We start from the raw sequence: 13,143 nt of genomic DNA, 5'->3' as shown, positions 1-13,143 counted from the left end.
TTACTCCAACTCAAGTACATCTCATCAAAGGAATAACCATCAAAAAAAGATGGAAGAACTATTACAGAAAACAAATAAATTTGGAGTTATAACCTGTAAACTTTTTTTAGGACGAGTCAAAATGAAAGTCGATCATAAATTGTAAGTTTCTTTTAAAATAATTTGACTTTTGGGACAGCGTCGATCGGTCTTCAAAAGAAACGACTGGCAAAATACTAGATTTCAATCTGCTTTGAACAACCTGACAATCGTCCCTGCCTACCGCAGGCAGGCTTCCATATTTGTAGGGAAGGAAGAGAGGATGGGTATAAATTAAAATGTCCGTTAGACTTTCAGAAAAAAAGCCACCCGGCTATCGGATGACTTTTCAGCATTCAGTTAAGTGTTACATTTCGTTTGGCGGAACAGGGGCCGGAACAACATTGCGCACCGGCGGTATGCTTTTTAAATAGGCAAAGATTGCTTTTACATCCTGATCGGTAAGTTGAGAAAAATTAAACCAGGGCATTGGAGGTAGCAGTGTGCGGGCTCCATCAAGTCCTTTGAACTTTCCCTGGGTGAGTGCTTTTTTGAACTGCTCTTCTGTCCAGGTGCCAATTCCGGTTACATCCGGCGTAAGATTGGCAGCATACGATATTCCCCAGGGGCCTGCTGTGGCAGTGAGGTCGGGATAGAAGATCGCAAATCCTTTGTTGGTCAGCGAGGTGTCTGTCACCATGGGCGGATTGTCAGCCTGAAAACCTGACAGCATCACTTCCGGAATCAACTCCAGACCATGCGTTCCCGGTTTTTTGGGTGAGTGACAATCGTGGCATCCCATACTTGTTACCAGGTATTCGCCCCGTTTTACCAGTTCATCGCCGGTTAACATGTGTGCAGCTTCGGCTTCTTCGGTTGTTTTGGGTGCATTGTTGCAGGAAACAGCCAATACTGCCATGCAAAACACTCCCAGTAAAAAAGTAGTAGAATCTTTCATTCTCATAGTTTGATCTTTTAGTTAAAATAATATTCAATAACGTTACTTTCTAACCGTAAAAGCGAGTTGATTTTGGTTGCAGAAGCTGTATTCTTCTCATTATGAGCATGAAAATTTACGACATAATTATCTTAAATCAAACAATGCATCCAAAATAAACAAGAGGAAGTGGTGAGTACAATGGAATATAAGACGAGCTGTGATCTTCAGTATCTTTTCGCAAGAAAGTATTCTGGCATTTGGGGATTCAGGCATAAAAAAAAGCACCTCGTAAATTCGAAGTGCTTTTCGCTATGTGGTCGTTTTGCTTTATCCGAGCGTGGCCACCATAACTGCTTTTATGGTGTGCATTCTGTTCTCTGCCTCGTCGAACACAACAGAAGCCGGGCTTTCAAACACCTCTTCGCTGACTTCCATGGCCTCTAAGCCAAATTTCTGGTAGATTTCTTCACCCACCTTGGTTTCGCGGTTATGAAATGCAGGAAGGCAATGCAAGAACTTCACATTTGGGTTCCCGGTGAGCTCCATGGTTTGCTGGTTGATCTGGTAAGGCAAAAGCAGTTTAATGCGTTCGGCCCAAACTTCGTCGGGCTCGCCCATTGATACCCAAACGTCAGTGTACAGAAAGTCGCAGTCTTTTACAGCTTCTTCAACCTTGTCGGTAACCAGTATTTTGGCGCCGGTTTCTTTCGCAATTTCTCTGCATTGTTCCTGCAATTCGGTTGACGGCTGGCATTTTTGCGGTGCAGCAGCCCTGAAATCCATTCCCAGTTTAGCGGCTCCCACCATGAGCGAGTTACCCATGTTGTTACGGGCATCGCCAAGGTAGCAGAATTTTATTTCTGACAGCGGTTTGTCTGAATGTTCCTTCATGGTCAGAAAATCAGCCAGAATTTGAGTGGGATGAAACTCGTTGGTAAGTCCGTTCCATACAGGAACACCCGCATATTTTCCGAGTTCTTCCACAATGTTTTGCCCGAAGCCGCGGTATTCAATGCCATCGTACATGCGTCCCAAAACACGGGCTGTGTCTTTCATCGATTCCTTGTTGCCAATTTGCGAGCCCGAAGGTCCGAGGTAGGTAACGCAGGCTCCCTGGTCGTAGGCAGCCACTTCGAAAGCGCAACGCGTACGTGTAGATGATTTTTCGAAAATCAGCGCTATGTTTTTTCCTTTTAAATGCTGTTGCTCTTTTCCGTTATACTTGTCGCTTTTTAATTGACCGGAAAGGTCGATCAGATAACGGATTTCATCGGGGGTGAAGTCGAGTAATTTTAAAAAATTACGGTTTTTCAGATTGATCATGTTGTTCTGCTTTTATGCTTTATTTTGATTACTTCTTATTTCGCTTTAAACTAATCGTATTCCATGGTTATTTTAGATCCGTACGAGCGGTCCTCAAGCTTGGTGGCTTCCGTAATCACGCTTTTGCTTCCGCCTTTTTCAATAAAATGGAGACAGGCGCGGATTTTGGGTTCCATAGTGCCTTCAGCAAAAGTACCATTTTCGAGGTGTTTTATGGTGTCGGCATAATTCAAAAATTCGAGTTTTTCCTGGGTTGGTTTTCCATAATCTTTAAAGATGAACGATACATCGGTGAGGATGTACAATTCATCGGCATTGATGTTGACGGCCAGCAGGCTTGAGGCCATGTCTTTGTCGATTACGGCATCCAGTGTGCGGACATCCCTGTTTTCGTCGTAGTAAATGGGAATGCCACCGCCACCGGCTGCAATTACAATGTTGCCTGCTCTTGTCAGCATCTCGATCATTTCTTTGTTCACAATATCGATGGGCATGGGTGACGAAACCACTCTGCGGTAACCTCCCGCTACTTTGTCGGTAGGTTTAAAAATCCAGCCTTTTTGCTGTGCCAGTTGGTCGGCTTCTTCTTTTTGGTAGATTTTCCCGATTCGTTTGGAAGGATTATTAAATGCCGGATCATCGGGGCTTACCTCCACCAGGGTTACCAGGGTAACCACATTTTTGTTGATCCCGTGTTTGTTCAAAACATTCCGGAGCATGCGTTCGAGCATGTATCCGATTCCGCCCTGCGAGTCGGCCACACACACGTCGAGTGGCATGGGGGCAATTTTATAAAGTTGTTCCCCGGCATCGTTTCGCATTAGTATATTTCCTACCTGCGGACCGTTGCCATGTGTAATTACCAGGTCGTAGCCTTCTTTGATCAGATATACCAGGTTTTCAAGTGTGTCGGTCGAGTTTTTTTCCTGTTGCTCGATGGTGCCGTCTTCAGAGCCCCTCGAAAGCGCATTGCCTCCCAGGGCCACTACTGCCAGTCTGTTCATTTTGTTTACGGTTTTAGTTTTTAACGACGTCTGTTTTGGTTCCGGTAGCATCGGATTGAAAACAATTGCGCGTCATGGGTAAACTTAAAAAATCAAGCGCGAAATAAATCTGATCGTTCTTACGTTTTTTGGCTGACCGGGCATATTATACAACAGCTAATCGCTAAGCGTGATTTAAAATTGAAAAACAGGTATTTATCTCACTTTCAAATTCAAATAATCCCGGGTTAATTTGTTAACAGTTTGATCTTAATATGATTTATTTATTGAGGGAGAAAGAGAAGGGGACGGCTGATATTTTTTAACTAAATTTGCACACAATTGAAAAAAGGACTCCATGGCATTTAGACGAAAAAAGTCTTCAAAATCAAAAACAAAATCTACCGGGAAAAAGAAATTCTGGTTTCGGAATGAAAAATTTCACTTTATACTCGGAATATTTCTTTTGAGTTTTTCAGCATTTTTGCTGATCTCTTTTGTTTCGTTTTTATTTTACGGCGCTGCAGACCAGAGTATTATGGATGCGCCCTGGAAAGAGTTTTTGTTCGACTCTTCCAAAAATGTACGAAACAGCGGTATGAAAGTGGGGGCGCTTCTTTCGGAGAAGATCATTAACGGAGGCTTTGGCCTTGCTTCGTTTCTTTTTATTTACATGGCGGCATTAACCGGCCTGAAAATTCTGGGACGAAGCATTGCGCGTTACCGCCAGCACATGCTCGATAGTTTGCTGATCATTATTTGGCTTTCGCTGACGCTTGGCTTTATCTTCAATAAAACGGGTGCCGATTCTTTCCTTTACCCGGGCGGACATTACGGTTTTATCCTGAGTAACTGGCTGCGTTCGCTCGTAGGTATTATCGGTATGGCTCTTATTTTATTGATCATCGGGTTGGTGTATGTGGTAGTGCGTTTCGATAAAGCTTACGAGTTTTTGAAAAACCTGCTGAAACAAAAGCCAAAACAAAAGCCTTTGGCAAATGAGGAAGAAGACGATGACCTGGAACCTTTTGAAGAAGAGAAGGAAGATGAAATAGTGGGGCATGATGATATTTCGACTGTAATTGGTGAAGACGACGTGGTTCGGGCTATTTTTGAGCCAGACGGTGACGAAGATTTTGAGGTGGAGCAAAAAGAAGAGCCAGAGGAGGTAGTTGCAGAAGAAGAACCTTTTGAAGAGGAAGCTGAGGAGGAACTAAGCCTTCACGTTGAGCCCAAGATAAAGGAAGAAGAAGTGGATGAAATTGAGCCGGAAGAATTGGAGGATTACGATCCTACTTTGGATTTGGCAAGCTATAAGTTCCCGACGCTCGAATTGCTGGAAGACCATAAATTCGATAATGCTGAAGTGAAGCAGGAAGAATTGGTGGCCAACAAAAACAAGATTGTTGAAACCCTGCGTCATTATAAGATTGAAATTACCAAGATACGTGCAACCATCGGACCGACCATTACGCTTTATGAGATTGTTCCGGCGCCGGGTGTGCGAATATCCAAAATAAAAAACCTGGAAGACGACATCGCACTGAGCTTGTCTGCGTTGGGTATCCGTATTATTGCACCTATTCCGGGTCGCGGAACCATTGGTATTGAGGTGCCGAATCAGCATCCCGAAGTAGTTTCGATGCATTCCATCGTTCGTTCCAAAAAATTCCAGGAAAGTACGGCCGAGCTGCCTGTTGCCATGGGGAAAACCATTTCGAACGAAACCTATATGTTCGACCTGGCCAAAATGCCACATATTCTGGTAGCCGGTGCTACTGGTCAGGGGAAATCGGTGGGGGTGAATGTGATTATCACTTCCTTGCTGTATAAAAAGCACCCGTCTCAGCTTAAGTTTGTTTTTATCGACCCGAAAAAAGTGGAATTAAACATCTACTCGGTGATCGAAAAACACTACCTGGCGAAACTTCCGGATACAGAAGAAGCGGTAATTACTGATATTCAGAAAGTAAAAAATACGCTGAATTCAGTAAACATTGAGATGGATGCGCGCTACGATCTGTTAAAAGCTGCGCATGCCCGAAACATCAAAGAGTACAATAAGAAATTTATCAGCCGGCGTTTGAATCCGGAAAAAGGGCACAAATTCATGCCTTACATTGTGGTGATCATCGACGAATTTGCCGATTTGATTATGACTGCCGGTAAGGAAATCGAATTGCCGATTGCGCGTATTGCCCAGCTGGCACGTGCGGTGGGGATTCACATGATTATTGCGACACAGCGCCCGTCAACCAATATTATTACGGGTGTGATTAAGGCCAACTTCCCGGCAAGGATCGCTTTCAAGGTGGCATCGATGATCGACTCGCGCACCATTCTGGATACCCCGGGAGCCAACCAGTTGATCGGAAAAGGAGATATGCTGATTGCTTCAGGCAGTGAAATCACACGTGTTCAGTGTGCTTTTGTTGATACTCCCGAAGTGGAAAAAATATGTGCTTTTATTGGCGATCAGCGGGGCTATCCTACGGCCTTCCTGCTGCCTGAATACGTTGGTGACGATGAACCCGGTCCGGGAGATGTGGACCTGAATAACCGCGACGATCTGTTTGACGATGCCGCCCGTGTGGTGGTGATGAACCAGATGGGATCTACTTCCATGATTCAGCGCCGTTTTGCAATCGGTTACAACCGTGCCGGACGTTTGATGGATCAACTCGAAGCTGCCGGTATTGTCGGCCCAAGTGAAGGGAGTAAAGCACGTCAGGTGTTAATTTCCGACGAATACAGTTTGGAACAATTATTGAATAACTTATAGCCAAAATTTAATAAAGGATATGAAGAGAAAATGGGGGATGGTGTTTGCCATCGTTTTGGGAGCTACAGTAACGCTGTATGCTCAAACCGACGCAAAAGCAAAAGAAATACTTGACCAGGTAAGTGCCAAAACAAAAACCTTTACCAGCATGTCGGCTGATTTTGTTTTTTCGATGGTGAACAAGGAAATGGACATCAACGAAAAGAATAACGGCACAATTAAAGTAAAAGGACAAAAATACATGGTGAGTCTGCCGGGGGCCGGGTTAGAAATTTATTCTAATGGTGAAACCATCTGGAATTATATGAAAGAGGGTAATCAGGTAACGATTACCAATGTGGAAGATGCCGGAAGCGAGCTAATGGATCCGTCTTCTATTTTCAGTATATACGAGCGTGGTTTTCGTTCCAAATTTATTGCTGAAAAGAAGGAGGGTAGCAAAACCCTTTACGAGATTGAGCTTTTCCCGGATTCGGATGAATTTCAGGTAGAAAAAATAGATGTGTTTGTTGACAAAGCAACGATGATGCTTAATTCTGCTACATTGTACGGTACCGATGAAAATCTGTATGGAATTGTGATAAACAAGCTCGAAACGAACAAGAGTTTCACTGACGCTGAATTTGTGTTTGACAAAAGCAAGCACGCAGACGTAGAAGAAATTGATTTAAGATAGAAGCTGTGATTTCACAGCTTTTTTTGTTTTCATCAGATGCATCCGCAAACAAAGCCATCCGCCAGGCTGTCGAGCACGTCTTTTTCTTCTTTTTGTTCGGCGTCGGTCCCTTTGCATTTTTCGCAAATCGGTAAGTTAACAACTGGATTTAGAGTGGACGTTTCCGGAGTGATCGCTTTTTTGCAAACAAAACATCTTGTATTTAATGTTCCCATTGTGTAAATATGTGCCAGCAAAAATATTAAACTGCGTAAAACTTTACCTGTTATGTCAGATTATTTGAGGTATATCGGTAATCTTGTCGTGCAAATGGCAGGCAAAGTGAATGGCACGATTATTATAAATAAGTGTAACAATAGTTTTTATAGCCTGTACTTTTAATTTAAATTTGCGGAGCTTTATTTTTAAAGATCAATAAGAAACAACATGGCATTTGTAACTAAAATTCTGGGAAAAATCCTAGGAAATAAATCAGAAAGAGATATAAAAGAGATCACTCCGATCGTCAACCAAATCAAAGAAGAATTTGAACGGATAACAAAGCTTAGTAACGACGGATTACGGGAAGAATCAGCGAAACTGAAAAGAATCATTGCCGATCGTGTTAAGCCCGAAGAAGATGAAATTGCCGCTTTGAAGATTGAGGTTGAGGAAGTCGATATTCAGGATACTGAAAAGATATATGAACGAATTGATAAGCTGGAAGAGAAAATTGATGAAAAACTGGAAGAGGTTTTAAATGAAATTCTCCCGACAGCTTTTGCGGTGGTAAAAGATACGGCACGCCGTTTTGCTGAAAATTCGGAATTGGAGGTTACTGCCAATGATTTTGACAAAGACCTGGCTGCCCAGCGCGACAGTATTGTTATAAAAGGCGAAAAAGCACTGTGGAGCAATACCTGGCTGGCTGGAGGTAATCCTACCACCTGGAACATGATTCATTACGATGTTCAGCTGATTGGCGGAGTGGTGCTGCACCAGGGAAACATTGCTGAGATGGCAACCGGTGAAGGAAAAACATTGGTGGCTACTTTGCCCGTATTTCTGAATGCTTTAACCGGAAAAGGTGTTCACGTGGTGACGGTGAACGACTACCTGTCGAAACGTGACGCCGAGTGGATGGGCCCGATTTATGAGTTTCATGGTTTGTCGGTTGATTGTATCGACAAGCACCAACCGAACTCCGAATCGCGCCGGAAAGCATACAATGCCCATATTACATTCGGTACCAACAACGAATTTGGTTTCGACTACCTGCGCGACAACATGGCCATTAATCCGGAAGACCTGGTGCAACGCAAACACCAGTATGCGATTGTGGATGAGGTCGACTCGGTTTTGGTTGACGATGCGCGTACGCCGTTGATCATTTCAGGTCCGGTTCCGAAAGGAGAAAACCAGCAGTTTGAAGAACTGAAAGGCTATGTTGAAAAGCTGTACAAAGCACAGCGCGATTTGGTCAACAAAGTGTTCATCGATGCCAAAAGGTTGCTGACCAAGCCGGATGCCACCAACGACGAGAAGAAAGAAGGCGGACTGTTGTTGCTTCGTGCACACAAAGGTTTACCAAAAAATAAATCGCTGATCAAATTCCTGAGCGAAGAGGGAATGCGGGCTGTTCTTCAGAAAACGGAGAACTTCTACATGCAGGAGAACAGCAAAAACATGCACATTGTAACCGATCCGCTGTATTTCATTATTGAAGAAAAGCAGAATTCGGTGGAGCTGACTGACATCGGTATCGATCTGATTTCACAAGGAATGGAAGATCCGGAGTTCTTTGTGTTGCCCGATATGGGAAGCCGTATGGCGGAACTCGATAGCAAAGGACTTGCACCCGAAGCTTTGCAAGAGGAGAAAGATAGATTGTTGCAGGATTATGCCATAAAATCAGAACGTGTTCACACCATCAACCAGTTGTTCAAAGCATACACCATGTTTGAACGCGATGTGGAATACGTGGTGATCGACAACAAGGTAAAAATCGTTGACGAGCAAACCGGTCGTATTATGGAAGGCCGTCGTTATTCCGATGGGCTGCATCAGGCCATTGAAGCGAAAGAACGCGTGAAAGTGGAAGCGGCTACCCAGACCTTCGCAACGATTACACTTCAGAACTACTTCAGGATGTATCACAAACTGGCCGGTATGACCGGTACTGCCGAGACTGAAGCAGGTGAATTCTGGGACATCTACAAATTAGAGGTAGTGGTTATTCCTACCAACCGTCCGATTGTTCGTAAAGACTACCAGGACTTGGTATACAAAACAAAACGTGAAAAATACAATGCGGTTACCGATGAAATCGTAAAACTTCACAATGCCGGAAGACCGGTGCTGGTTGGTACAACTTCGGTAGAGATTTCGGAATTGCTTAGCCGTATGTTAAAGATAAAAGGTATTCAGCACAATGTTTTGAACGCAAAATTACATGCGCGGGAAGCTGACATTGTTGCCGAAGCCGGTAAAAAAGGAACGGTTACGATTGCTACTAACATGGCAGGTCGTGGTACCGACATTAAGCTGACGGATGAAGTAAAAGCTGCCGGAGGTTTGGCCATCATCGGAACGGAGCGCCACGATTCACGACGCGTTGACCGTCAGTTGCGTGGTCGTGCCGGTCGTCAGGGAGACCCCGGTTCTTCTCAGTTCTATGTTTCGTTGGAAGACGATCTGATGCGTTTGTTTGGTTCCGATCGTATTTCCGGGGTAATGGACCGTCTTGGCCTGGAAGAAGGCGAAGTGATCCAGCATTCGATGATCTCCAAATCGATCGAACGGGCACAGAAAAAGGTGGAAGAGAACAACTTCGGTATTCGTAAGCGACTGCTGGAATACGACGATGTGATGAACTCGCAGCGTGAAGTTATTTACAAGAAACGTAAACACGCTTTGTTTGGCGAACGTTTGGAAGTGGATGTACTGAACATGATGTATGATTCAGTGGAAGAAATCGTAAATCAGTATCACGGTTCCGATCTTTTCGACGATTACAACATGGAGCTGATGCGCCTGCTGTCGATGGAGTCGCCGGTGAACGAGGAAGAGTTCAAAAAACTGAGCGCAAGTGAAGTGACGGATCGTATTTACGAGAAAATGATCAGCGGCTATAACCGGAAAGTGGAAGGGATTTCAAAACAGGCATTCCCGGTTATTAAAAATGTATACGAAACCAAAAAAGAGGTTTACAAGAATATTGTAGTGCCGATTACCGACGGAAAACGAATTTTCCAGATTATTTGCAACCTTGAAAAGGCGTACAATAATAACGGTAAAGAACTGGTAAAATCGTACCAGAAACAGATTGTTTTGAATACCATCGATGAAGGCTGGAAAGAACAGCTAAGAGAGATGGACGATCTGAAACAATCGGTACAAAATGCCACTTACGAGCAAAAAGATCCGTTGTTGATCTATAAGTTTGAGTCGTTCAACCTATTCAAAGAGCTGGTTAACAAAGTGAACAAACAGGTGGTTTCCTCCCTGATGAAAGGACAGATTCCAATTCAAAGCCCCGATCAGGTGCGGGAAGCAGAGGCTCGAAAACGTACGGATATGAGCCGTTACAGAACGCAGAAATCAGAGCTTCCGGGAGCTGAAAACCCAATGGAAGGTGCCAATACGCAAACGCAGGAACGCTCCAGGCCTCAGCCGGTAACCGTAGAGAAACGTGTGGGGCGAAACGACCCTTGTCCGTGTGGCAGCGGAAAAAAATACAAACAATGTCACGGAAGGGGCGAGGCATAAACTAAAGAACGAAACACGAAATGACATATATTTTAAATTTTATTCACTGGAATGTCAATCCCGAAATATTTCACCTGGGGTCATTGTCGGTTCGCTGGTACGGACTGCTGTTTGCCGGTGGTTTTCTGCTGGGATACTCCATTGGCGAGCGAATGCTGAAATCGGAAAATGTTAGCCAGAAATGGATTGACAGCCTGTTTTTCTACATCATTATTGCAACGATTGTGGGAGCGCGTTTGGGCCATGTGTTTTTTTACGGATGGGATTACTACTCGCAGCACCCGGGCGAAATTATAAAAGTATGGCACGGAGGTTTGGCCAGTCATGGAGGAGCCATCGGTATTCTGTTGGCAATGTACATTCATTCGCGTTTAGTAACTAAGCGTACCATGCTTTGGACGCTTGACCGGATTGTGGTTCCAACAGCCTTGGTAGCGGCCTTTATCCGCACAGGAAACCTGATGAACTCCGAAATTTACGGAATTCAAACCAGCTTGCCCTGGGGCTTTATTTTTGAGCGCAACGGCGAGGAATTTGCCAAGCACCCCACTCAGATCTACGAAGCCTTGGCATACCTGTTGAGTTTTGGAATATTAATGTTTTTATACCGGAAAACCAGTTCCAAGAACAGACCCGGCTTACTGCTCGGAGCTTTCTTTATTTTAATCTTCACAGCCAGGTTCTTTATCGAGTTCATCAAAGAAGACCAGGAGGCTTTTGAAGCAGGTATGATGTTAAACATGGGGCAGTGGCTCAGTGTGCCTTTCGTAATGATAGGATTAACTCTGGTTATCAGGGCCATTAAAAAACCGGAAGTGGTGTTTAACAATCGTTGATAATTATTTGTTAATATTGAATAAAATACTGTAAGGTGTTTTGTTGCGACTGATAAAAAAGATTTAATTTGCACAACATTCAGAAATTTCAGGAATATGGTAGAGATAGGAAAATATAAAATGGTTACGTTGACATACGATCTTCGTATTGACGACGAGAATGGGGAACTGGTGGAAAGCGCTACCCTCGAAAATCCGTTACAGTTTTTATATGGTGCAGGAATGATGCTGCCCAAATTTGAAACGGAGTTGGTAGGTTTGAAAACAGATGATCCGTTTGAAATTAAACTGGGAAGTACCGATGCTTATGGTGAAGTGAACAACGATGCAATTGTTGAACTGCCTAAAAGCGTTTTCCTGGTAAATGGTGAATTTGATTCAGAACTGATTCAGGAAGGCAATACTGTTCCGATGATGAGCAGCAACGGCCAACGTCTGAATGGTTTGGTGCTTGAAGTGACCGATGAAACCGTAAAAATGGATTTTAACCACCCGCTGGCAGGCGAAGATCTTTTCTTTACCGGTAAAGTTGTTGAAGTGCGCGAAGCTTCTGACGAAGAAGTGGCACAAATACTTTCCGGTGGCGGAAGCTGCGGATGTGGCAGTGGCGACGGAGGCGGTTGCGGCTCCGGCGGATGTGGTACTGAAAGTAATGGCGGCGGATGTGGTTGCGGATGCTAACATAGTTTTCAGAATTAGTTCAATTTAATATCTTTAACCCTGTTTTCTTAACACGTATAAGAGGACAGGGTTTTTTGCATACAGTATGAACACATTTGGACATTTATTTCGTTTAACATCGTTTGGCGAATCTCATGGCAGGGGAATTGGAGGCATAATTGACGGTTGTCCTGCCGGGCTGGAAATCGATGTAGAGTTAATTCAACTAGATTTATCGAGAAGAAGGCCGGGGCAGTCGAAAATTACTACCCAGCGAAAAGAACCGGACCAGGTGGAGTTCCTGTCGGGTATTTTTGAAGGTAAAACGCAGGGAACGCCGATTGCATTTGCGGTTTGGAACAAAGACCAGCATTCGAACGATTACAACGATCTGAAAGATGTGTACCGTCCGTCTCATGCTGATTACACCTACATTCAAAAATACGGAACACGTGATCACCGCGGAGGTGGCAGGTCTTCGGCACGCGAAACTATTGCCCGTGTAGTGGCCGGTGCCATTGCCAAGCAGATCCTTGCAAAAGCTGGTGTACATATTCAAGCTTTTGTTTCACAGGTTGGCGAAGTTCAGCTAAATAAATCGTATCTTGAACTGGACCTGACAAAAACGGAAGAAAACATTGTCCGTTGTCCCGACCCGGAAGTGGCGGAAGAAATGATTGCCCGTATTGTTCAGGCAGGGAAAGACCACGATACAGTTGGCGGAGTAATTACCGCAGTGGCGACAGGAGTTCCGGCAGGTTGGGGAGAGCCGGTTTTTAATAAACTACATGCTGATTTGGGATTTGCCATGCTCGGCATAAATGCCGTAAAAGGTTTTGAGTATGGTTCCGGTTTTGAAGGAACAAAATTAAGCGGTTCGGAGCACAACGATATTTTTGTTAAGACCGAGAATGGTATCCGAACCAAGACCAACAACTCAGGAGGCATTCAGGGAGGCATCTCCAACGGCGAAGACATTTATTGCAGGGTGGCGTTTAAACCGATCGCAACCTTGTTAAAAGAGCAAAACACGGTTGACCGTGCCAATGAGGAAACCACGATCAATCCAAAAGGAAGACACGATCCCTGTGTGTTGCCACGTGCAGTCCCCATTGTTGAAGCAATGGCGGCACTTGTTTTAGTTGACCACTATTTACTGAATAAAACAAATATGTAAC

10 protein-coding genes are annotated in these 13,143 nt (G+C 44.3%); 6 read left to right on the top strand and 4 right to left on the bottom strand.

The window, feature by feature from the left end:
- Positions 1-385 precede the first annotated feature (385 nt).
- The 3 genes from INQ51_RS22010 to arcC all read right to left on the bottom strand — a co-directional run bounded on the left by INQ51_RS22010 (position 386) and on the right by arcC (position 3,285).
- Positions 386-982 (bottom strand): c-type cytochrome, encoded by a 597-nt coding sequence (locus INQ51_RS22010; protein ID WP_233380149.1) that lies wholly within the window; start codon positions 980-982, stop codon positions 386-388.
- Positions 983-1,285: 303 nt separating this feature from the next.
- Complete coding sequence (argF, locus tag INQ51_RS22005) at positions 1,286-2,281, bottom strand: ornithine carbamoyltransferase (RefSeq protein ID WP_233380148.1); 996 nt, start codon at positions 2,279-2,281, stop codon at positions 1,286-1,288.
- Between the two features lie 50 nt (positions 2,282-2,331).
- On the bottom strand, positions 2,332-3,285 hold the full coding sequence (gene arcC, locus INQ51_RS22000) for a carbamate kinase (protein WP_233380147.1): 954 nt from the start codon (positions 3,283-3,285) through the stop codon (positions 2,332-2,334).
- Between the two features lie 337 nt (positions 3,286-3,622).
- On the opposite strand from arcC, the gene INQ51_RS21995 reads away from it, so the two are divergent.
- Positions 3,623-6,046 carry an FtsK/SpoIIIE family DNA translocase gene (locus INQ51_RS21995; protein ID WP_233380146.1) on the top strand — a complete coding sequence of 808 codons (2,424 nt, stop codon included), beginning with the start codon at positions 3,623-3,625 and terminating at the stop codon, positions 6,044-6,046.
- A 19-nt stretch (positions 6,047-6,065) separates the two neighbouring features.
- Positions 6,066-6,722: a LolA family protein gene (locus INQ51_RS21990; protein ID WP_233380145.1), complete on the top strand. Its 657-nt coding sequence runs from the start codon at positions 6,066-6,068 to the stop codon at positions 6,720-6,722.
- Between the two features lie 32 nt (positions 6,723-6,754).
- On the opposite strand, the gene INQ51_RS21985 is transcribed toward INQ51_RS21990, so the two are convergent.
- Complete coding sequence (locus tag INQ51_RS21985; RefSeq protein ID WP_233380144.1) at positions 6,755-6,937, bottom strand: hypothetical protein; 183 nt, start codon at positions 6,935-6,937, stop codon at positions 6,755-6,757.
- Positions 6,938-7,148: 211 nt separating this feature from the next.
- Between INQ51_RS21985 and secA the strand changes: the two genes are divergently transcribed.
- The 4 genes from secA to aroC all read left to right on the top strand — a co-directional run bounded on the left by secA (position 7,149) and on the right by aroC (position 13,142).
- The gene (gene secA, locus INQ51_RS21980; RefSeq protein ID WP_233380143.1) at positions 7,149-10,469 is read left to right on the top strand and encodes a preprotein translocase subunit SecA; all 3,321 of its coding nucleotides are present in this window, start codon (positions 7,149-7,151) and stop codon (positions 10,467-10,469) included.
- A 20-nt stretch (positions 10,470-10,489) separates the two neighbouring features.
- Complete coding sequence (lgt, locus tag INQ51_RS21975; RefSeq protein ID WP_233380142.1) at positions 10,490-11,305, top strand: prolipoprotein diacylglyceryl transferase; 816 nt, start codon at positions 10,490-10,492, stop codon at positions 11,303-11,305.
- 96 nt (positions 11,306-11,401) lie between these two features.
- Complete coding sequence (locus INQ51_RS21970; protein WP_233380141.1) at positions 11,402-11,986, top strand: peptidylprolyl isomerase; 585 nt, start codon at positions 11,402-11,404, stop codon at positions 11,984-11,986.
- 85 nt (positions 11,987-12,071) lie between these two features.
- Positions 12,072-13,142, top strand: a complete 1,071-nt coding sequence (gene aroC, locus INQ51_RS21965; RefSeq protein ID WP_233380140.1) for a chorismate synthase — start codon at positions 12,072-12,074, stop codon at positions 13,140-13,142.
- Position 13,143: the final 1 nt, after the last annotated feature.

The sequence above is a fragment of the Maribellus sp. CM-23 genome (genome assembly GCF_021354595.1).
GTDB lineage: Bacteria > Bacteroidota > Bacteroidia > Bacteroidales > Prolixibacteraceae > Draconibacterium.
This window is presented reverse-complemented; position numbering and strand designations above follow the sequence as displayed.

What these genes read in the sequence shown, in the direction of transcription:
- secA (WP_233380143.1), top strand. Translation starts at nt 7,149, where the DNA reads ATGGCATTTGTAACTAAAATTCTGGGAAAAATCCTAGGAAATAAATCA.
- INQ51_RS21990 (WP_233380145.1), top strand. Translation starts at nt 6,066, where the DNA reads ATGAAGAGAAAATGGGGGATGGTGTTTGCCATCGTTTTGGGAGCTACA.
- INQ51_RS21995 (WP_233380146.1), top strand. Translation starts at nt 3,623, where the DNA reads ATGGCATTTAGACGAAAAAAGTCTTCAAAATCAAAAACAAAATCTACC.
- arcC (WP_233380147.1), bottom strand. Translation starts at nt 3,285, where the DNA reads ATGAACAGACTGGCAGTAGTGGCCCTGGGAGGCAATGCGCTTTCGAGG.
- INQ51_RS21970 (WP_233380141.1), top strand. Translation starts at nt 11,402, where the DNA reads ATGGTAGAGATAGGAAAATATAAAATGGTTACGTTGACATACGATCTT.
- lgt (WP_233380142.1), top strand. Translation starts at nt 10,490, where the DNA reads ATGACATATATTTTAAATTTTATTCACTGGAATGTCAATCCCGAAATA.
- aroC (WP_233380140.1), top strand. Translation starts at nt 12,072, where the DNA reads ATGAACACATTTGGACATTTATTTCGTTTAACATCGTTTGGCGAATCT.
- INQ51_RS21985 (WP_233380144.1), bottom strand. Translation starts at nt 6,937, where the DNA reads ATGGGAACATTAAATACAAGATGTTTTGTTTGCAAAAAAGCGATCACT.
- argF (WP_233380148.1), bottom strand. Translation starts at nt 2,281, where the DNA reads ATGATCAATCTGAAAAACCGTAATTTTTTAAAATTACTCGACTTCACC.
- INQ51_RS22010 (WP_233380149.1), bottom strand. Translation starts at nt 982, where the DNA reads ATGAGAATGAAAGATTCTACTACTTTTTTACTGGGAGTGTTTTGCATG.